The 20499-nt window shown below is 54.9% G+C and carries 22 protein-coding genes; 14 read left to right on the forward strand and 8 right to left on the reverse strand.

Annotated elements, in window-relative coordinates:
• Nucleotides 1-3 precede the first annotated feature (3 nt).
• Nucleotides 4-1116 (forward strand): helix-turn-helix domain-containing protein, encoded by a 1113-nt coding sequence (locus tag V1566_RS12835; RefSeq protein ID WP_395303529.1) that lies wholly within the window; start codon nucleotides 4-6, stop codon nucleotides 1114-1116.
• Between the two features lie 110 nt (nucleotides 1117-1226).
• On the opposite strand, the gene V1566_RS12840 is transcribed toward V1566_RS12835, so the two are convergent.
• Nucleotides 1227-2347 (reverse strand): IS3 family transposase gene (locus V1566_RS12840; RefSeq protein WP_395303530.1). Its coding sequence is split into 2 segments (ribosomal slippage): nucleotides 1227-2089 and nucleotides 2089-2347, totalling 1122 coding nucleotides; the frame shifts between segments, so codons are not numbered across the junction.
• A gap of 21 nt (nucleotides 2348-2368) precedes the next feature.
• Here V1566_RS12840 and V1566_RS12845 point away from each other — a divergent pair.
• From V1566_RS12845 to V1566_RS12885, 9 genes are all read left to right on the forward strand, one after another.
• The gene (locus V1566_RS12845; protein ID WP_395303531.1) at nucleotides 2369-2605 is read left to right on the forward strand and encodes a hypothetical protein; all 237 of its coding nucleotides are present in this window, start codon (nucleotides 2369-2371) and stop codon (nucleotides 2603-2605) included.
• 157 nt (nucleotides 2606-2762) lie between these two features.
• Entirely contained in the window at nucleotides 2763-2999 is a 237-nt protein-coding gene (locus V1566_RS12850; protein ID WP_395303532.1) for a hypothetical protein, read from the forward strand.
• Between the two features lie 454 nt (nucleotides 3000-3453).
• Nucleotides 3454-3822 (forward strand): Fe-S cluster assembly scaffold SufA, encoded by a 369-nt coding sequence (gene sufA, locus V1566_RS12855; protein WP_395303533.1) that lies wholly within the window; start codon nucleotides 3454-3456, stop codon nucleotides 3820-3822.
• An 8-nt stretch (nucleotides 3823-3830) separates the two neighbouring features.
• Nucleotides 3831-5321 carry a Fe-S cluster assembly protein SufB gene (gene sufB, locus V1566_RS12860; RefSeq protein ID WP_023335409.1) on the forward strand — a complete coding sequence of 497 codons (1491 nt, stop codon included), beginning with the start codon at nucleotides 3831-3833 and terminating at the stop codon, nucleotides 5319-5321.
• 9 nt (nucleotides 5322-5330) lie between these two features.
• Nucleotides 5331-6077: a Fe-S cluster assembly ATPase SufC gene (gene sufC, locus V1566_RS12865; protein WP_395303534.1), complete on the forward strand. Its 747-nt coding sequence runs from the start codon at nucleotides 5331-5333 to the stop codon at nucleotides 6075-6077.
• The gene (sufD, locus tag V1566_RS12870; protein ID WP_395303535.1) at nucleotides 6052-7323 is read left to right on the forward strand and encodes a Fe-S cluster assembly protein SufD; all 1272 of its coding nucleotides are present in this window, start codon (nucleotides 6052-6054) and stop codon (nucleotides 7321-7323) included. Before sufC ends, sufD begins: the two co-directional genes overlap by 26 nt.
• Entirely contained in the window at nucleotides 7320-8540 is a 1221-nt protein-coding gene (gene sufS / locus V1566_RS12875) for a cysteine desulfurase SufS (RefSeq protein WP_395303536.1), read from the forward strand. The genes sufD and sufS overlap by 4 nt, the downstream gene beginning before the upstream one ends.
• Nucleotides 8541-8554: 14 nt before the next feature.
• Complete coding sequence (sufE, locus tag V1566_RS12880; RefSeq protein ID WP_048991554.1) at nucleotides 8555-8971, forward strand: cysteine desulfuration protein SufE; 417 nt, start codon at nucleotides 8555-8557, stop codon at nucleotides 8969-8971.
• 97 nt (nucleotides 8972-9068) lie between these two features.
• Nucleotides 9069-10082, forward strand: a complete 1014-nt coding sequence (locus tag V1566_RS12885) for a L,D-transpeptidase family protein (protein WP_395303537.1) — start codon at nucleotides 9069-9071, stop codon at nucleotides 10080-10082.
• 60 nt (nucleotides 10083-10142) lie between these two features.
• On the opposite strand, the gene lpp is transcribed toward V1566_RS12885, so the two are convergent.
• From lpp to V1566_RS12905, 4 genes are all read right to left on the reverse strand, one after another.
• Nucleotides 10143-10379 (reverse strand): murein lipoprotein Lpp, encoded by a 237-nt coding sequence (gene lpp, locus V1566_RS12890; RefSeq protein ID WP_001082307.1) that lies wholly within the window; start codon nucleotides 10377-10379, stop codon nucleotides 10143-10145.
• Nucleotides 10380-10688: 309 nt separating this feature from the next.
• Nucleotides 10689-12110, reverse strand: coding sequence for a pyruvate kinase PykF (gene pykF, locus V1566_RS12895; protein ID WP_395303538.1), 1422 nt, complete (start codon nucleotides 12108-12110; stop codon nucleotides 10689-10691).
• A 377-nt stretch (nucleotides 12111-12487) separates the two neighbouring features.
• Complete coding sequence (locus tag V1566_RS12900; protein WP_395305988.1) at nucleotides 12488-13633, reverse strand: trans-sulfuration enzyme family protein; 1146 nt, start codon at nucleotides 13631-13633, stop codon at nucleotides 12488-12490.
• Nucleotides 13634-13644: 11 nt separating this feature from the next.
• Nucleotides 13645-15015 (reverse strand): cystathionine beta-synthase, encoded by a 1371-nt coding sequence (locus tag V1566_RS12905; protein ID WP_213328497.1) that lies wholly within the window; start codon nucleotides 15013-15015, stop codon nucleotides 13645-13647.
• A 400-nt stretch (nucleotides 15016-15415) separates the two neighbouring features.
• On the opposite strand from V1566_RS12905, the gene V1566_RS12910 reads away from it, so the two are divergent.
• From V1566_RS12910 to fumD, 4 genes are all read left to right on the forward strand, one after another.
• On the forward strand, nucleotides 15416-16438 hold the full coding sequence (locus V1566_RS12910) for a methionine ABC transporter ATP-binding protein (protein ID WP_395303539.1): 1023 nt from the start codon (nucleotides 15416-15418) through the stop codon (nucleotides 16436-16438).
• Nucleotides 16431-17099 carry a methionine ABC transporter permease gene (locus tag V1566_RS12915; protein WP_063142944.1) on the forward strand — a complete coding sequence of 223 codons (669 nt, stop codon included), beginning with the start codon at nucleotides 16431-16433 and terminating at the stop codon, nucleotides 17097-17099. The genes V1566_RS12910 and V1566_RS12915 overlap by 8 nt, the downstream gene beginning before the upstream one ends.
• 23 nt (nucleotides 17100-17122) lie before the next feature.
• Nucleotides 17123-17935, forward strand: coding sequence for a MetQ/NlpA family ABC transporter substrate-binding protein (locus tag V1566_RS12920; RefSeq protein WP_063142945.1), 813 nt, complete (start codon nucleotides 17123-17125; stop codon nucleotides 17933-17935).
• Between the two features lie 110 nt (nucleotides 17936-18045).
• Entirely contained in the window at nucleotides 18046-18255 is a 210-nt protein-coding gene (gene fumD, locus V1566_RS12925; protein WP_008500615.1) for a fumarate hydratase FumD, read from the forward strand.
• Here the strand turns inward: fumD and V1566_RS12930 are convergent.
• Genes V1566_RS12930 through V1566_RS12940 form a run of 3 tightly spaced genes read right to left on the reverse strand, consistent with a single transcriptional unit; the run spans nucleotide 18236 to nucleotide 20497 of the window.
• Entirely contained in the window at nucleotides 18236-18922 is a 687-nt protein-coding gene (locus V1566_RS12930) for an amino acid ABC transporter permease (protein WP_395303540.1), read from the reverse strand. The two genes, fumD and V1566_RS12930, sit on opposite strands and share 20 nt — an antisense overlap.
• Nucleotides 18906-19682: an amino acid ABC transporter permease gene (locus V1566_RS12935; protein WP_121423477.1), complete on the reverse strand. Its 777-nt coding sequence runs from the start codon at nucleotides 19680-19682 to the stop codon at nucleotides 18906-18908. The genes V1566_RS12930 and V1566_RS12935 overlap by 17 nt, the downstream gene beginning before the upstream one ends.
• Complete coding sequence (locus V1566_RS12940; RefSeq protein WP_395303541.1) at nucleotides 19682-20497, reverse strand: amino acid ABC transporter ATP-binding protein; 816 nt, start codon at nucleotides 20495-20497, stop codon at nucleotides 19682-19684. Before V1566_RS12940 ends, V1566_RS12935 begins: the two co-directional genes overlap by 1 nt.
• Between the last annotated feature and the right edge of the window lie 2 nt (nucleotides 20498-20499).

Here is a 20499-nt window from a genome sequence, read left to right on the forward strand (position 1 = left end):
AATGTGTTTAACGGTTCTAATTTAAGGCTTGCTCGTCTGTATCACGAGCTATCTCTGGAACAAGTGGCTGAAAAGGTCGAAAAAACACGCCAGTATGTGCAACGACTAGAATCAGGTTCAGCCTATCCATCTCCGGAGCTTATCAATAAATTAGCCGAGGTTTTGCGGGTAAAGCCTGCCTTTTTCGAAGGGCAGGAGTATTCTCCCGTTAATGAAGAAATTGTCCACTTCCGTAAGCGCACCTCAACAAGGATGTCGACGAAGCTCTCAACTCTTGCGAAGGCAGAATTTTATCGTCGATTTATTGCTGTATTTGAAGATAATTTAGAATTATCGCCTGTGAGATTTCCGGAGTTACGCGTTCAAACACAAGAAGATATTGAACGTGCTGCTGAGAAGTGCCGTAGCGATTGGGGATTAGGGTTTGGGCCAATTGAGAATATGACTCGCTTGGCTGAAAAGCTTGGGGCGTTTGTTACATCTTTTGATTCGGTTTGTGATGAAGTTGATGCTTTGTCAGTGCCTTTGAAACGACCATTTATTGTACGGAATACGGCTAAAAAATCTCCATGTCGACAACGGTTTGATATTGCACATGAGGTTGCTCATCTGATTTTGCACGAAGGAATCTCTACAGGAGATCGCGTGACAGAATCACAGGCCAACCGCTTTGCATCTGCATTATTGCTCCCAAGGACAGCAATGGCTAAGTATTTTCCAAGACCTGTTGGCGGGAGAATTAATTGGAATGGGCTAAGTGAGTTCAAGTTAACCTGGAAGGTGAGTAAAGCAGCAATTGTTTATAGGGCACATCAATTGGGCCTTTTAACAGATGAGCAATATAAAACTGCTTTTGTCGGCTTAAAGCGTAAAGGTGAGGCTATTGATGAAAAGGAAGATCATCTTATACCTCATGAGCAACCTGCATTGTTTCGCCGAGCTTTGATGTTTCTGATTGAAGAACTTGGGTATGACATGAAGGGCATAGCTGAGGAGATGGAGATCGAAGTTGATATTCTTTATGAGTTAGTTGGTGATGCACTTTCTCCTGAAGATATGCATACCGAAGCAAGTAATGTCGTTTCCTTACTGTCATATCGAATGATAAGAGAATAGAATTCGAATGTAAAAAGTCCGCCACGGCGGGCTTTTTGCTATGATTTATCCGCGAATTTATTAGCGAGTTAAGATATGTCAGGACATGCCCCCAGGATTAGATACAACCTTCAGTTAGTAATGTCGGTTGGTTTTTCTTCATATTTCCTGTTTCGCCAGTCCGTTGCGAATTCAGCTGGTGTCTGGTAATCCAGCGATGAATGGGGACGGCACTCGTTATAATCCTGCCGCCAGTCATTAATCGTTTTCCGGGCATGAAGAATATCGCTGAACCAGTGTTCATTCAGACACTCATCGCGAAAGCGTCCGTTAAAACTCTCAATAAATCCGTTCTGCGTTGGCTTACCTGGCTGGATAAGCCGTAGTTCCACACCATGCTCAAAGGCCCATTGATCGAGCGCGCGCCAGGTAAATTCCGGGCCCTGATCGGTTCTTATTGTCGCCGGATAGCCCCTAAACAGCGCGATGCTGTCCAGAATACGCGTGACCTGAACGCCTGAAATCCCGAAAGCAGCGGTGATCGTCAGACACTCCTTCGTGAAATCATCCACACAGGTCAGGCACTTGATCCTCCGACCGTTGGCCAGTGCGTCCATAACGAAATCCATCGACCATGTCAGGTTCGGCGCATCCGGGCGCAGAAGCGGAAACCGTTCGGTTGCCAGCCCTTTACGGCGTCGTCTGCGTTTTACGCTCAGTCCATTAAGGTGGTAAATACGGTATACCCGCTTGTGATTGACGTGAAGGCCCTCCCGACGCAGCAGCTGCCAGATGCGGCGGTAGCCAAAACGCCTGCGCTCCAGTGCCAGTTCAGTGATGCGCCCTGATAAATGCGCATCAGCCGCCGGACGCTGAGCCTCGTAGCGGCAGGTCGACAGAGACAAACCAGTAAGCCTGCAGGCACGACGTTGCGACAGACCGGTCGCATCACACATAAACTCAACGGCTTCCCGCTTGTGGTCTGTCGTCAGTACTTTCGCCCCAGAGCCACCTGAAGCGCCTCCTTATCCAGCATGGCTTCGGCAAGCAGCTTCTTGAGGCGGGCGTTCTCCTCTTCAAGAGATTTAAGCCGCTTCACCTCAGGAACTTCCATGCCACCAAACTTCTTGCGCCAGGTGTAGAAAGTGGCATCGGAAATGGCGTGCTTACGGCAGAGCTCACGGGCAGAAACCCCGGCTTCCGCTTCGCGAAGAATACTAATGATTTGTTCGTCGGAAAAACGCTTCTTCATGGGGATGTCCTCATGTGGCTTATGAAGACATTACTAACATCGGGGTGTGTTAATCAACGGGGAGCAGGTCACGATAACCAGTACGTTGGCGCATACGCCATTTTCCCGTACGAAGGCAAATGGCAGGCGCAACGTCACGAAAAAGGTCGCTGGCTGGACCTGACTGACCTGCGTTCCGACACTGAAAACGCCGCGTTCAACTACGCACACGATCACTATCTCAGTGAGCAGAACAAGACGTATCCACACACCCGCTAAGCGGGTTTTTTATGCCTGAAACTTGATCTTCTGACATTAAATTGAGCTGTGTATAAATACAGTGTTTGAGGTGCGAATAATGGGCGTGAAGGATTCTAACTACCAGGTTGTTTACCGCGGCGAGCTACTGCCGCAGTACGAGCAAGGCGGGTGAGTCATGTTTCAGCGGCTCCATGATTGCGGCGGCGGGTTCTGGCTTGGCCGTATTTATGATGACTGTTTTTTGTTCGAATTCGAGCGTCCGGTCTCTCTTAATGATGGGATGGCTTACATGATAACTGTCGGTGACCCTACTTTAATCTATGTAGTCTATCTCACAAACGGCCAAAACATCACCGAACACTCGGCATCATATGCTTCGGTACAGGTGGCAGTTTTGGCAGCAAAATCGTAATTTTGATGAACGGGAATCTATGCCAGGGAAGGCAAAAAACATGGAAATTGGGGGCAAATTTGGGGGCAAAATCAGTGCGGGGGCGTGTTTTGGGGCGAAAAAATGTACGATATTGTCCGTTATTGTCTGATATCAAATATCAGTAATTTACTGATTTTACGGTAATCACCTGATTTTATAGAGAGATAAAAAATCTATCTCAAAAATAGGTATTTCCGATGCATATTTTACTTTTCTCCTCTCCGTCATAAATGTCGTGACGAAATGCATTATTAATCAATGCATTGAACAAATAAATCCATCCTGACTGCATCCTGCCATAGGGTCTATGCTTAATAAAAGTAGGCAAAAAGGGCGGTTTAGCCGAATGCCCCTGCTGACAGAGGGTTGAAGTGATAATCGTTATCACTAACATGGTGTTATGCCCTGATGGCTTATCAGATGAGGTGGACCTATGGAACTGCATTCAGAAACCTTTAATCCTGCCGATTTTGCCTGGCGCGGTTTAACGCTCACGCCAGCGGCGGCGGCACATATTCACGAGCTGGTGGCAAAAAAGCCCGAGATCCTCGGCGTGCGTTTGGGCGTCAAACAGACCGGCTGCGCAGGTTTTGGCTACGTACTCGATACCGTCACCGAACCCGAGAAAGATGACCTGGTGTTCGAGACGGACGGCGCGAAACTGTACGTCGCGCTGCAGGCCATGCCGTTTATTGACGGCACCGAAGTGGACTACGTCCGCGAAGGCTTAAACCAGTTATTCAGATTTCATAACCCGAAAGCCCAGAACGAATGCGGCTGCGGCGAAAGCTTTGGGGTATAGGCGGTACTATGTCTCGTAATACTGAAGCAACGAGTGAAGTAAATACCTGGGGCGGTGGGCACCTCAACTATAAAGAGGGGTTCTTCACCCAGCTGCAGACCGATGAGCTGGCGAAAGGCATCAACGAAGATGTCGTGCGGGCGATCTCGGCGAAACGCAACGAGCCCGAGTGGATGCTGGAATTCCGCCTGAGCGCCTTCCGCGCCTGGCTGGAGATGGAGGAACCGCACTGGCTGAAAGCGCACTACGACAAGCTGAACTATCAGGATTACAGCTACTATTCTGCGCCGTCCTGCGGCAGCTGTGACGACACCTGCGCCTCGCAGCCCGGCGCGGTCCAGCAAACCGGTGCGGAGAACAGCTTCCTCAGCAAAGAGGTGGAAGAAGCCTTTAACCAGCTGGGCGTGCCCGTGCGTGAGGGCAAAGAGGTGGCGGTGGACGCCATTTTCGACTCCGTCTCGGTGGCGACCACCTACCGCGAGAAGCTTGCAGAGCAGGGGATCATTTTCTGCTCCTTCGGCGAAGCGATTCACGATCATCCGGAACTGGTGAAAAAGTACATTGGGACCGTGGTGCCCTCTAACGACAACTTCTTTGCGGCGCTCAACGCGGCGGTAGCCTCTGACGGTACCTTTATCTATGTGCCGAAAGGCGTGCGCTGTCCGATGGAGCTTTCCACCTATTTCCGCATCAATGCCGAAAAAACCGGTCAGTTCGAACGCACGATTCTGGTGGCGGATGAAGGTAGCTACGTCAGCTATATAGAAGGGTGCTCCGCCCCGGTCCGCGACAGCTACCAGCTGCACGCGGCGGTGGTGGAGGTCATCATCCACAAAGATGCCGAGGTAAAATATTCCACGGTGCAAAACTGGTTCCCGGGCGACGGCAATACCGGCGGTATCCTGAACTTCGTCACCAAGCGCGCGCTGTGCGAAGGCGAAAATAGTAAGATGTCGTGGACCCAGTCTGAAACCGGCTCTGCCATCACCTGGAAATACCCGAGCTGCATCCTGCGCGGGGATAACTCCATCGGCGAGTTTTACTCGGTGGCGCTGACCAGCGGCCATCAGCAGGCCGATACCGGCACCAAGATGATCCATATTGGTAAAAACACCAAATCCACCATCATCTCGAAAGGGATCTCCGCCGGGCATAGCCAGAACAGCTATCGCGGACTGGTGAAAATCATGCCGACGGCCACCAATGCGCGAAACTTTACCCAGTGTGACTCGATGCTGATTGGCGCAGACTGCGGGGCACATACCTTCCCGTACGTCGAGTGCCGTAACAACACGGCCCAGCTTGAGCACGAGGCGACGACGTCGCGGATTGGGGAAGATCAGCTCTTCTACTGCCTGCAGCGCGGGATCAGCGAAGAAGACGCCATCTCGATGATCGTTAACGGCTTCTGTAAGGATGTGTTCTCTGAACTGCCGCTGGAATTTGCCGTTGAAGCCCAGAAACTCCTCGCCATTAGTCTTGAACACAGCGTCGGTTAAGGAAAGCACATGTTAAGCATTAAAGATTTACAGGTTAGCGTAGAAGACAAAGCCATCCTGCGTGGCCTCAATTTTGACGTCAAGCCGGGTGAAGTTCACGCCATCATGGGGCCAAACGGCTCCGGGAAAAGTACGCTTTCTGCGACGCTGGCGGGGCGCGAAGATTATGAGGTAACCCAGGGCTCGGTCGAGTTTAACGGAAAAAACCTGCTGGAGATGTCGCCGGAAGACCGCGCGGGAGAGGGCATCTTTATGGCCTTCCAGTACCCGGTCGAAATTCCGGGCGTCAGCAACCAGTTCTTCCTGCAGACGGCGCTGAATGCGGTGCGCAAGTATCGCGGCCTGGAGGCGCTGGACCGCTTCGACTTCCAGGATCTGATGGAAGAGAAGATCAAGCTGCTGAAAATGCCGGAAGATCTGCTGACCCGTTCGGTGAACGTTGGCTTCTCCGGCGGCGAGAAAAAGCGTAACGATATTCTGCAGATGGCGGTGCTGGAGCCCGAGCTGTGCATTCTGGATGAGACCGACTCCGGTCTGGATATCGACGCCCTGAAGATTGTCGCTGACGGCGTGAATTCCCTGCGCGACGGCAAGCGTTCGTTCATTATCGTCACCCACTACCAGCGCATTCTGGACTACATCAAGCCGGATTACGTTCACGTGCTTTACCAGGGGCGTATTGTGAAATCCGGTGATTTCACGCTGGTTAAACAACTGGAGGAGCAGGGTTATGGCTGGCTTACCGAACAGCAGTAATGCACTCCAGCAGTGGCACAGGCTGTTTGAAGCCCAGGGCGGCACGCGCTCTGAGCAGGCGCAGCAGCATCTGCAGCAGATGCTGCGTCTCGGCCTGCCGACGCGTAAGCATGAGAACTGGAAGTACACCCCGCTTGATGGCCTGCTGAACGCCGAGTTTGTGACCCGTCTGGCGGATCTCACGCCTGCGCAGCGTGACGCGCTGGCAGTGGCCCTGGATGCCGTGCGCCTGGTGTTTGTCGATGGCGCGTTTCGTCCTGAGCTGAGCGACGCGCTTTCGGCGAGCGGATTTGAGATTGAAATAAACGACGATCGCCAGTCCCTGAGCGCCCCGGTTCAGCCTGAGGTTTTCCTGCACCTGACCGAGAGTCTGGCCCGCAGCGTGACGCACATCCGCGTGAAGCGTAACCAGCGTTCGGCAAAACCGCTGCTGCTGATGCACATCACCCAGGGGCTGGACGGCGATGAAATCAATACCGCGCACTATCGCCACCATCTTGAGCTGGCGGAGGGGTCGGAGGCCACGGTCATCGAACATTACGTCAGCCTCAACGATATCCGACACTTTACCGGGTCGCGTCTGACGATGAACGTTGCCGCCAATGCGCAGCTTCACCACGTCAAGCTGGCGTTTGAGAATGCGCAGAGCCACCACTTTGCCCATAACGATATTGTGCTGGGTCAGGATGCCGCGGCGTACAGCCATAGCTTCCTGCTCGGCGGAGCGGTGCTGCGCCACAATACCAGCACGCAGCTTAACGGTGAAAACACCACACTGCGCATCAACAGTCTGGCGATGCCGGTTAAATCAGAAGTGTGCGACACGCGCACCTGGCTGGAGCATAACAAGGGCTACTGCAACAGCCGTCAGCTGCATAAAACCATCGTCAGCGACAGAGGCCGCGCGGTGTTTAACGGACTGATTAACGTGGCGCAGCACGCCATTAAAACCGACGGGCAGATGACCAACAACAATCTGTTGTTAGGGCGCCTGGCGGAGGTGGACACCAAACCGCAGCTGGAGATCTATGCCGACGACGTGAAATGCAGCCACGGTGCGACGGTCGGACGGATCGACGACGAGCAGATGTTCTACCTGCGTTCCCGCGGCATCGACGAGCAGGCGGCGCAGAAAATGATTATCTATGCGTTTGCCGCCGAACTGACGGAAGCGCTGCACGATGGTCAGTTAAAACAGCAGGTGCTGGCGCGTATCGGCCAGCGTCTGCCTGGAGGCGAAGCATGAGTTTTCCCGTCGAGAAAGTACGGGCAGATTTCCCGGTTCTGACCCGTGAAGTAAACGGTCTTCCTCTGGCCTATCTGGACAGCGCGGCCAGCGCGCAGAAGCCGAATCAGGTGGTGGATGCAGAAGCCGAGTTTTATCGCCACGGCTACGCCGCCGTGCATCGCGGTATTCATACCCTGAGCGCCGAGGCGACCCAGCGTATGGAAAACGTGCGTACGCAACTGGCCGCCTTCCTCAATGCACGTTCGCCTGAAGAGCTGGTATTCGTGCGCGGAACCACCGAAGGGATCAACCTTGTCGCCAACAGCTGGGGCAACGCGCAGGTCCACGCGGGGGATAACATCGTCATCACCCAGATGGAGCACCACGCCAATATCGTGCCGTGGCAGATGCTCTGCGAGCGCGTGGGTGCACAACTGCGGGTGATCCCGCTGAATACCGACGGGACGCTGCAGCTTGAGCAGCTTGACGCATTGCTGGACGATAAAACGCAACTGGTGGCGGTCACCCAGGTCTCCAACGTGCTGGGGACGGAAAACCCGGTGGCAGAGATTGTCGAAAAAGCCCACCAGGCGGGCGCGAAGGTATTGATTGACGGCGCTCAGGCGGTGATGCACCACGCGATTGACGTCCAGGCGCTGGACTGCGATTTCTACGTCTTTTCAGGCCATAAACTCTATGGGCCGACCGGGATTGGTGTGCTGTACGTGAAAGAAGAGATCCTGCAGGCGATGCCGCCGTGGGAAGGGGGCGGGTCGATGATCGCCACCGTTAGCCTTACGGAAGGCACCACCTATGCCCGCGCGCCGTGGCGTTTTGAGGCAGGCACGCCCAACACCGGCGGGATTATCGGTTTGGGGGCGGCGGTTTCCTACGTGTCCGCAATCGGCCTTGATAGCATTCAGGAGTACGAGCAACTGCTGATGCACTATGCGCTTGCGGAGCTTGCCAGCGTGCCGGATCTGACCCTCTACGGGCCTGCCGACCGGCAAGGGGTGATTGCGTTCAATCTCGGGAAACATCACGCCTATGACGTGGGCAGTTTCCTCGATAACTACGGCGTGGCGGTCCGTACCGGGCACCACTGCGCAATGCCGCTGATGGCGTTTTACCAGGTACCAGCAATGTGCCGCGCGTCGCTGGTGATGTACAACACAACGGAAGAGGTCGACAGGCTGGTGGTGGGGCTTAAGCGCATTCATCAACTGCTGGGCTAACGGAGAGGCGAAAGATGGCAGAACTGCCGGACAAAGATAAATTACTGCGTAACTTCTCGCGTTGCGCAAACTGGGAAGAGAAGTATCTCTATATCATTGAGCTGGGACAGCGCTTGCCGCCGCTCAGCGAAGAGGCGCATACCCCGGAGAACAGTATTCAGGGCTGTCAGAGCCAGGTGTGGATTGTGATGGCGCAGTCGGATGACGGCACTGTCGAACTGCACGGCGACAGCGATGCGGCCATTGTAAAAGGGCTTATTGCGGTCGTCTTTATTCTTTATCACCGGATGTCGGCGCAGGATATTGTCGCGTTTGATGTCCGCCCGTGGTTTGAAAAAATGGCCCTGACCCAACACCTCACCCCGTCTCGTTCCCAGGGACTGGAAGCGATGATTCGCGCCATTCGCGCCAAAGCTGCAATCCTTAGCTAGACTTACAGAACAGCATTCATTCTGTTTCGCGAGGTGGTTCCCGCCTCGCTGGTTTTTCAGCTTTCTGGCGTTCTGTCAGTGAATAAGGAATCTCAGCATGAAGCGCGCGTCTCTAATAACTCTATTACTCCTCAGTTCGCTCGGCGCACTTAATTCGGCCCGCGCGATGGACTATCCGTTGCCGCCCGTAGGCAGTCGTCTGATTGGGCAAAATCAAACCTACACCATACAGGAAGGGGATAATAAGCTGCAGACCATCGCCCGCCGGTTTAACACGGCGGCACAGGTGATCCTGGAAACAAACAATACCATTGCGCCGGTAAACCCTGCGCCGGGAACCGTCATTACCATCCCGTCGCAGATGCTGCTGCCGGACACGCCGCGCGAGGGCATTGTGGTGAACCTCGCAGAGCTTCGGCTCTACTATTTCCCGCTGGGAGAAAACATCGTTCAGGTCTTCCCGCTCGGCATCGGACAGCTAGGGCTGGAAACACCGGTCACGACCACGCGCGTGAGCCAGAAAATCCCGAATCCGACCTGGACACCTACGCCGGGCATCAGAGCACGCTCTCTGGAGCAGGGAATTAAATTACCTCCGGTGGTGCCAGCCGGGCCAAATAACCCTCTGGGACGCTTCGCACTGCGTTTAGGCGTGGGGAATGGGGAATATCTCATTCACGGCACCAGCGCGCCGGACAGCGTCGGCCTGCGCGTAAGCTCCGGCTGTATGCGGATGAATGCTCCGGACATTAAAGCCCTGTTCGAACAGGTGCGGGTTGGCACGCGGGTACAGATTATCAATGAACCCGTGAAGTTCTCCGTGGAGCCGGACGGTAAACGCTATGTTGAAGTCCACCGCCCGCTGGCGCAGGCTGAGGGAGAAAACCCGCAGGTCTCACCCATTACCCATTCCGCAGACTTTGCGACCTTTGTTTCTCAGGCGGGAAGCGATAAGGCGCTGATTGAGAAAGCCCTGTCACGCCGCGCCGGGATCCCGGTTGTCGTGTCGTCAGGAAGCGGCCCGTCAGCCAGCAATAACGTGTTGTCGGTGCAGAACAGTCGGGTGTCCGCTGCGGTAGCGGAAAATGAAGGGGAGAAGGTGACGCAGTAGCGGTTTGACGCAGGCAAAAAAAATGGCGCACAATGTGCGCCATTTTATTAACAGGTACTATTACTTACGGTATTTAGTAGCCTGGTTGTCCAGACGCTGGTTAGCGCGAGCTGCGTCGTCTTTAGCAGCCTGAACGTCGGAACGCATTGCGTTCACGTCGTTGCTCAGCTGGTCAACTTTAGCGTTCAGAGTCTGAACGTCAGAAGACAGCTGATCGATTTTAGCGTTGCTGGAGCAACCAGCCAGCAGAGTAGAACCCAGGATTACCGCGCCCAGTACCAGTTTAGTACGATTCATTATTAATACCCTCTAGATTGAGTTAATCTCCATGTAGCGTTACAAGTATTACACAAAGTTTTTTGGGTTGAGAATATTTTTTTGATGGGAATACACCTATTTTTGATCGTTCGCTCAAAGAAGCATCGAATCAGCCCTTTTGGGGCAAAAATCTATGTAAAAAAAGGCATTTTTCATCGGATTCATCTTAGATAATTCGCAATTAAATAGAGAAACCCGATTTGCAATTTGAATGACTTTGGCTAATGCCAGGAATAAAAAAAGCGCCCGGCGGGCGCTTTTTATCAAAATTAATTCGTTCGGGAATTATTACAGCACGTGAACAGATGCGGTATTGGTGGTTCCGCTTGGTACCAGCGCGCCAGAAACCATGACCACAACGTCACCTTTCTGTGCCAGACCACGATCAACCAGCTCCAGCGCCACTTCTTTACCCAGACGGTAGAAATCATCCGTAGAAGCAATCTCTTTCACCAGGTGAGGGATCACGCCTTTGCTCAGCACCAGCTGACGGGCCGTGGTTTCGTTGGTGGTCAGCGCCAGAATAGTCGCATCCGGGAAGTATTTACGCACGGCGCGAGCAGATTTACCGCCCTGGGTGGCAACCACGATCAGCGGTGCCTCCAGTTTCTCAGCCGTTTCTACAGCACCGCGGCATACTGCTTCGGTGATGCGCAGCTTGCGGCTGTCGTTGTTGTAGTCCAGACGGCTTTTCATTACGCGGTCAGTACGTTCGCAGATGGTGGCCATGATGGACACCGCTTCCAGCGGATATTTACCTTTCGCGGATTCACCAGACAGCATAACGGCATCAGTACCGTCGAGGATGGCGTTTGCCACGTCGCCTGCTTCTGCGCGGGTTGGGCGAGGGTTTTTGATCATGGAGTCCAGCATCTGCGTTGCGGTAATAACCACTTTACGCGCGCGAACACATTTCTCGATCATCATCTTCTGCGCGAAGATCACTTCTTCAACCGGGATTTCTACGCCCAGGTCGCCACGTGCAACCATGATGCCGTCAGACGCTTCGAGGATTTCGTCGAAGTTGTTCAGGCCTTCCTGGTTTTCAATTTTGGAGATGATCTGGATCTTCTCGCCGCCGTGCGCTTTCAGGTGCTCACGGATTTCAACCACGTCGGAACGTTTACGGATAAAGGATGCCGCAACAAAGTCAACGCCTTGTTCGCAACCGAAGATCAGGTCCTGTTTGTCTTTTTCAGCCAGTGCTGGCAGTGCGATAGAAACGCCCGGCAGGTTAACGCCTTTGTTTTCGCCCAGGTCGCCGTTGTTCAGCACTTTACAGATAACCTTGTTGCCTTCAATCGCGGTGACTTCCATACCGATCAGACCATCGTCTACCAGCACGGTGTTACCGACGGACAGATCGCTGGTGAAGCCTTCGTAGGTCACTGCAACGATTTCGCTGTTACCAACAACGGATTTGTCGGTGGTAAAGGTGAAGGTCTGGCCCGCTTTCAGAGAGACGTCGTTACCGCCTTCCAGTTTGATGGTACGGATTTCTGGACCTTTGGTATCCAGCAGGATCGCGGCTTTTTTACCGGTCTTGCTCAGCACGTTGCGCAAGTTCTGGATGCGCTGACCGTGTTCTGCGTAATCACCGTGGGAGAAGTTCAGACGCATCACGTTCATGCCGGCATCCAGCATTTTGGTCAGCATCTCTTCAGATTCGGTTTTCGGGCCGATAGTACAAACAATTTTCGTCTTTTTCATGACAGTCTTAGTCTTTAAGTTGGGAAGGATATGGAAATCTCGCTCCGGGGGCGCACCGCCGCGGAGTCAAACCTGTGTTGCAAAAGAGTATATGACACGCACTAAGGATAGGAGACATCAAATGAGCGTGCAGAAGAAAGTGTGCCTGAGTGACAGCCCAACGAAGGAGAGGAGAAGTTGTACGTTGTTTTGTGTATTCCAAGCGCTGAAACCATTCACCAGGGATTAGGCGCGCATTATACGCTGATTTTAAGATAAAAGGAAAATGGAAACGGTGTTTCAGAAATAATCAATGCAGTTTCACATAATATTGTTATCAAGGCGTTAAGCCATGATAACAACTTATGGCGGCAGGTGATTGACCTGCCGCATTTTGCTTATTTTTGCAGCGCCTGGCTGAGGTCGGCAATCAGGTCTTTGGGATCTTCAATCCCGACTGACAGACGGATGAGCTGCGGCACAATGCCGTTTGCCAGCCGCTGCTCCAGCGGTATCGAGGCGTGCGTCATGCTGTAAGGCTGGCTCACCAGACTTTCCACGCCGCCCAGGCTTTCCGCGAGGGTAAACAGCTTCAGGTTGCGAATCACCTCGGTGGCGCGTTGCGCATCGCCTTTTACCACGACGGAAATCATCCCACCTGGCAGGGCCATCTGCGTGCGGGCAAGCTGAAATTGTGGATGCGATTCCAGGCCGGGATAGAACACCTTTTCGACCAGAGGATGCTGATCCAGCCATTGCGCAATCGTCAGTGCGTTGGTGCTGTGCTTTTCTACCCTCAACGCAAGCGTGCGAATACCGCGCAGCGTCAGGAAGCTGCTGAACGGATCCAGTACGCCGCCCACCGCGTTTTGCAGATAGCCCAGCTTATCCGCCAGTTCCTTGTTGTCCCCGACAATCGCCAGTCCGGCCACCACGTCAGAATGGCCGTTCAGGTATTTGGTGGCGGAGTGCACCACGATATCGAAACCCGACTCCAGCGGACGGTGGATCACCGGCGACGCGAAGGTGTTATCCGCCACGCTAATGACGTTATGACGACGGGCGATCGCCGCAATGGCCGCCAGATCCGCCAGCAACAGCCGCGGATTGGTTGGCGTTTCAACCCACACCATGCGGGTATCCGGGCGAATGGCGGCCTCAAGCCCGGTTAAGTCGTCCGGTTTAACCCAACTGACCTGCAGGCCGGTGCTGCGCTTGCGCACGTTTTCAATCAGGCGGTACGTCCCACCGTATACGTCATCGATGGCGACAATATGGCTGTCTTTATCCAGCAGTTCGAGCACCGTGGAGATGGCCGCCAGACCGGAGGCGAAGGCGTAGCCGCGCGTGCCGCCTTCCAGTTCGGCGATAGCCGTTTCCAGCGCATGGCGGGTGGGGTTGCCGCTGCGGGAATACTCATAGCCGGTATGCTCGCCGGGTGACAGTTGCGCAAACGTCGAGGTAGCGTAAATCGGCGGCATGACGGCGCCGTGCTGGTCGTTGAACTCGCCGCTGTGGACGCTCAGGGTAGCCAGATTTTTCATCATCTATTCCTTTATTGCTGAAGACGGTTGCGCCAGGCGGTCAGAACGTCGCTGCGCGTAATCAGACCGAGGAAACGGTCGTTGTCATTAATCACGGCCACCAGGCCGCGGTCGAAGATGGCATTCAGGGCGCTTTCCGGGGCGTGTTTATCCAGGAACTCCACCTGACGCGTCATGGCTGCCGTCACCGGAAGCGAGAAGCGATCGCCGTCGCCGCCGATATGCCGCAGGAGATCCCACTCGTCGATAATGCCCACCACCTTGCCGTTCTCCAGCACCGGCAGCTGGGAGATGTCATACAGGCGCATGCGTGCCAGTACGGTGGAGAGCGTGTCGTCCGGGGCGGCGGTGACGGTGGCGCCTTCATCGTGGCGCAGGGCGATGTAGTCAGAGAGATCGCCCGCCTGAGGGCGGGTGATGAGCCCTTGCTGACGCATCCAGTCATCGTTGAACATCTTCGAGAGGTACTTATTGCCGCTGTCGCAGGCGAAGGTCACCACGCGCTTCGGCGCGGTCTGCGCCTGGCAGTATTTCAGCGCGGCCGCCAGCAGCGTGCCGCTGGAGGAGCCCGCCAGAATGCCTTCCGTTTTCAGCAGATCGCGCGCGGTGGTGAAGGCCTCGCGGTCGGTAATGCGCCAGGCGCGATTCACCCCTTCAATGTGGGCCAGCGGCGGAATAAAGTCTTCGCCAATACCCTCAACCAGCCAGGAGCCCGCGTCGTGGTAGCGTCCGGTCTCCACCTGGTCGGCCAGAACGGAACCGGCCGGGTCAGCCAGGACAAACTCCGTGTGCGGAGAGTGCTCGGCGAACCACGCCTGCAGGCCGCCCAGGGTACCGCCTGAGCCGACGCCCACTACAATGGCGTCGATCCTGCCGTCAAGCTGTTCGTACAGTTCCGGCGCCGTGGTGGTGCGGTGCGCCAGCGGGTTGGCTTCGTTATTGAACTGATCGATGTAAAACGCGCCGGGCAGTTCGTTCGCCAGACGCTGGGCGTAATCCTGGTAATAGGCAGGATGGCCCTTGTTGACGTCGGAGCGGGTCAGTACCACCTGGGCACCCAGCGCGCGCAGGTGGAAAATCTTCTCGCGGCTCATTTTGTCCGGTACCACCAGGATCAGCGAGTAGCCTTTCTGGGCGGCGATCAGGGCCAGGCCGAGTCCGGTATTGCCCGCCGTGGCCTCAATAATCGTGCCGCCCGGCTGCAGCTGCCCGGTGCGCTCCGCTTCGTTAATCATCGACAGCGCGACGCGATCCTTAATCGAACCGCCCGGATTCTGGTTCTCCAGCTTCAGAAACAGCGAGCAGGGACCGGTATCAAGCTTATGAAGCTGGATAAGCGGGGTACGACCAATCAGTTCAGTGACGGAGTGATAAATCGTCATGATGTTTTCCTTTCTGGATGTCATGACGGGATGATAGGGCGGTGAAATTTTCTCAATAAAGAACCATTCACTGCTCTTTAGATCAGAAAGGAATATAAATGCCATTTTGGGAAGTCAGGACAGCAAGACGTAAAGTTGTCTGGATGTGAGGATGGCTATATCGGTATGAAATGCTGAAAAAATGACCGTTTTTCGCGGACATCCGCCAGCAGATATGCATCCGGCAGATAATCATTGCTGAAATTGGTCTAAATGCGTCCCACCCGGTCAATCCGCTGTTTATTTCTGAAAGTTATAACAAATTCTTTTTTGGTCATTTAAAACCTGATAACGCCTGTTTACTATCGTTTGGACATCCATACTGCTAAACCGCCATGGGCGGCACGGATAACGAATAAGAATGATTGTACTGAGCAATATTTCGAAGGTTTTTGACAACGGAAAGGTGGCACTCACAGCCGTTGATAACGTCAATTTGACGATAGCACAGGGACAGATATACGGGATTATCGGTTACAGCGGGGCAGGTAAAAGCACGCTGATTCGTCTGCTGAACGGCCTGGAAAAACCCAGCGCCGGAAGCGTCACCATTAACGGGCAGGATATCTCTGCCGCAAAGGGTGAAGCGCTGCGTCAGGCGCGCCTGAAAATCAGCATGGTGTTTCAGCACTTCAACCTGCTGTGGTCGCGCACGGTAAATGAAAACATTGCTTTCTCGATGCAGATTGCCGGCGTGCCGAAAGCAAAAATTACCGCCCGCGTCGCCGAGCTGGTGGAGTTGGTCGGTCTGAAAGGCCGCGAGCATGCCTACCCGTCTCAGCTCAGTGGCGGCCAGAAACAGCGCGTCGGCATCGCCCGTGCGCTGGCTAACAACCCTGACGTGCTGTTGTGCGATGAAGCCACGTCCGCGCTTGACCCGCAGACCACCGATCAGATCCTCGATCTGCTGCTGGATATTAACCGTCGTTTCAAACTGACCATCGTGCTGATCACGCACGAGATGCATGTGGTGCGCAAAATCTGCGACCGCGTGGCGGTGATGGAGAACGGTAAAGTCGTAGAAGAGGGCGATGTGCTGAGCGTCTTTACCCATCCGCAGCAGCCGATTACGCAGCAGTTTGTCCGCCAGGTGAGCCAGTACGCCGAAGAGGAAACGTTCAATACCGAACTGGCAAAGGATCTGGAAGGCACGGTCATCAGACTGACCTTTACCGGGCACAGCACCCATAAGCCGATCGTGGGTGAACTGACCCTGCGCTATGGCCTGCCGTTTAACATCCTGCACGGGAAAATGACGCAAACCGCCCACGGCGTGTTTGGTCAGCTCTGGGTACATGTCGTGGCATCCGATGAACAACTGAACAATATCCTCGCCGACCTGCAGCACAGCGATATTGAAGGCGAGGTGATTAAACATGGCTGAGAATCTCTTTCCGCATCTCAAGTGGGATCAGCTCTGGGCGGCGACGCTGGAGACGCTGTACATGACCGCACTGTCCGGCGTGGCGACGTTTGTGCTGGGTCTCGTGCTGGGGCTGGCGCTGTTTTTAACCGCGCGCGGTGGGCTGTTCCACAACCGCACGGTCTACAGCGTCATTTCGATTGTGGTGAACGTGTTCCGCTCAATTCCGTTCATCATTCTGATTGTCCTGTTGATCCCGTTCACCAAGACCGTCGTCGGCACCATCCTTGGTGCCAACGCGGCGCTGCCGGCGCTGATTGTGGGCGCCGCACCGTTCTACGCACGCCTGGTGGAGATCGCCCTGCGTGAAGTGGATAAAGGCGTCATAGAAGCAACGCGTTCGATGGGCGCACGACTGAGCACGTTAGTGTTTCGGGTTTTACTGCCGGAATCATCACCTGCACTGGTATCAGGTATCACGGTGACGCTCATTGCGCTGGTGAGCTACAGCGCAATGGCGGGGGTGATTGGCGCCGGCGGTTTGGGAAATCTGGCTTATCTGGAAGGATTCCAGCGCAACCACGGTGACGTCACGCTGGTGGCAACGGTGACCATTCTGATCATCGTTTTCATTATCCAGTTCTGCGGCGATGTCATTACTTCACTGTTAGATAAACGCTAATAAATACACACAGGAACCACATCATGAAAAAGACACTGACACTGATCGCCGCCGCAACCCTGAGCGCCCTGAGCTTCGCTTCCTGGGCCGACACCCTGACCGTGGGCGCATCCAACACGCCGCACGCCGAAATTCTGGAGCAGGCAAAGCCGATTCTGGCGAAGCAGGGTATCGACCTGGAGATTAAACCGTTCCAGGACTACATTCTGCCGAACACCGCGCTGGCGGGTCATGACATCGACGCGAACTATTTCCAGCACATTCCTTACCTGAACAGCGTGCTGAAAGATCATGCGGGCGATAAAGACTACGATTTTGTCAGTGCGGGCGCGATCCACATTGAGCCAATTGGCATCTACTCCAAAAAATACAAGTCGCTGAAAGACCTGCCGGAAGGTGGCAAGATCATCATGCGTGATGCGGTTTCTGAAGAAGGGCGCATTCTCTCCATCTTCGAGAAAGAGGGCGTGATCAAGCTGAAGCCGGGCATCGATAAAGTGACCGCGCGCATCAGCGACATCGTCGAGAACCCGAAAAAGCTGAAGTTCACGCCTAACGTTGAAGCCTCTCTGCTGCCGCAGATGTACAACAACGACGAAGGCGCGGCGGTAGTGATCAACGCCAACTACGCGATTGACGCGGGTCTGGACCCGGTTCACGACCCGATTGCTGTAGAGAGCGGTGAAAATAACCCGTACGCTAACATCATTACCGTGCATCGCGGTGACGAGAAGAAGAAAGATATCGTCGCGCTGGTGAACGTGCTGCATTCGAAAGAGATTCAGGACTGGATCCGCACCAAGTACAAAGGCGCGGTTATTCCAGTAAACAACTAATTTACTGATTTTACAGATGAAGCCCGGCGAGTCTCTCGCCGGGCTTCTTTTTTGTATCCGGCAGGAGAATCATTTAAGCTCAACGTTTAAAAGGCAATGGAGTGATGACGATGGGTAACGTGACCAAAGATGAAGCGCTGTACCAGGAGATGTGCCGGGTGGTCGGGAAGGTGGTGCTCGAGATGCGTGATTTAGGGCAGGAGCCAAAGCATATTGTCATTGCCGGAGTCCTGCGTACCGCGCTGGCGAACCAGCGCGTTAAACGCAGTGAACTGACAACCGAAGCGATGGAAACGGTGGTTAAAGCGCTGGCCGGGTAATGCGCCAGCGTTTCGCAAGCTGCTCGAGCGAGCAGCAGAGCAGGTAGTAGACCACACCCGTAAAGATAAAAATGGCCGCCGGGTAGATTTGCACCCGGTTGTTGACCTGTCCCGCCACCGTGGTCAGTTCCGGTACGTTCACGATAAACGCCAGCGACGTATCCTTCAGCAGGCTGATAAAAATCCCCACCAGCGACGGCAGAATATTCCTCAGCGTCTGCGGCAGCAGCACGCGCAAGAGGGTTTGCTGCGTGCTGAATCCCTGAGACAGTGCGGCCTCGTACTGCCCGGACGGTAGCGCATTAAGCCCGGCCAGTACCGAATGCATTACGGTTGCTGCGGTAAACCAGGCCAGGGCCAGCGTGACGGTCAGCGCTCCCGGCAGATCGCCTCCGGTTAAAAGCGGCAGAAGATACCACATCCAGAAAATTACAAAGATGAGCGGGATACCGCGAATCAGCTCTGCCCACAAAAAGAGGGCCTTTCGCACCAGCCCGGTAAAGCGCCAGGCCAGACATGCGAGCACTATCCCTACGGGCAGAGCGATGACGGCGGCCGCAACCGCCATCATCAACGAGAGCAATACGCCCCCCGGTTCACCCGTTGCCGCGCGTCCCCACAGCAGATAATCGAGGTTATCGGTGATGACATTAAGTCCGGCAATCATGTTTTTCACTCCCTGAGGTGGCGACGTTTGGACGTTTACGTTTCGCTTCAGGTCCAATGCGAACCAGCACCATCCCCATGACCAGGCCGGTCAGCAGATAGAGTGCGGTTCCGAGGGTAAATGCCTCCAGCGCGTGCGCGTTATAGCTCTCGATCTGCCTGACCTGATAGGTCAGCTCGGCAAAGCCAATTCCGCTTGCGAGCGAGGAGAGCTTCATCAGATTAAGGTACTGGCCCACGACCGGCTGCCAGGCGTTGGCCAGACCCTGCGGCAGAAGGATGTAACGAAACAAACGCCACGCGGAGAATCCCTGAGCGAGCGCCGCCTCCCGCTGTCCGGCAGGCACGGAACGTAATCCCGATTCCACCTCTTCGATTAAAAACGCCGAGGTAAAGACGCCCAACCCCCAGGCAGAACATAAAAATTCGGGCGTAAACCACCAGACGTCACCGGGCAGAATTGACCAGCTGTGATCCGCGTTCACCGCGTCGCGGAACGCCTGCGGTAGTCCGTTCCAGGCGGCAAAATACCAGAACAGCAGCTGCACCAGCAGTGGCGTATTGCGAAACAGCGACACCCAGCTGCTGACGACCGCGTTCCCGAGGCGTCCGCCGGAAAGGCGCAGAAGCATAAAGAGCAATGCGAGCAGGCTGGCCAGCAGCATCCCGGCAAGCGTTACCCACAGGGTGGTGAGGAATCCGGAGAGTATCCACTGCAGAGGCTGTCCGGTCAGTACCCCCTGCCAGTCGAGCGCGGGCATTACAGATGCTCCTGATGCAGCGGGTTGAGCACCTTTTGCAGGAACCGCTGCGCGCGCGGATGCGACGGCTGGCTGAAAAACTGCGCCGGCGGCGCGGTTTCCAGAATTTGCCCGCCGTCGATAAAGACAATCCGGTCGGCAATTTCCCGGGCAAACTGCATCTCGTGGGTCACCACGATCATCGTGATCCCGCTGTGGGCGAGGGCTTTCATCACGTACAGCACTTCACCAATCATCTCCGGATCCAGTGCGGAGGTGGGTTCATCGAACAGGATGATTTGCGGTGAAGAGGCCAGGGCGCGGGCAATCGCGACGCGCTGCTGTTGTCCACCGGAAAGCTCTGCCGGGAAATGGTGGGCTTTTTCCAGCATCCCGACCTTCTCCAGCAGGGCCAGCGCGCGCTCCTGGGCAGGCTGCGGCTTCCAGCCGTGAACGTGCTCCAGGGCCAGGGTGATGTTCTGGCTGGCGGTGAGGTGGGCGTAAAGATTGAACTGTTGGAACACAAACCCCACGCGGCTGCGCAGCTGGCGCAGCCCGGTACCGGAGAGCTTTGCGGTAGGCTTGCTGTCGACCAGAATCTCCCCGCCGCTCAGGGTTTCAAGCTGGTTGATGAGACGAATCAGGGTGGATTTACCGGAACCCGAAGGGCCGAGGATGGCGACCACTTCACCGGGCGTGATGGTGAGATTAATGTCGTTTAAAACCTGATGGTCACCGTAGCGTTTGTCCACATGACGAAACTCGACGCTGGCCTGTTCCAGATGTGAAAAATCCGCGGCACCAGCCGCGGAGTGTGAAAATAAACCTGAGAGCATAA

Origin of the sequence: Enterobacter sp. ECC-019 (genome assembly GCF_043974075.1) — a bacterium.
Lineage (GTDB): Bacteria > Pseudomonadota > Gammaproteobacteria > Enterobacterales > Enterobacteriaceae > Enterobacter > Enterobacter asburiae_D.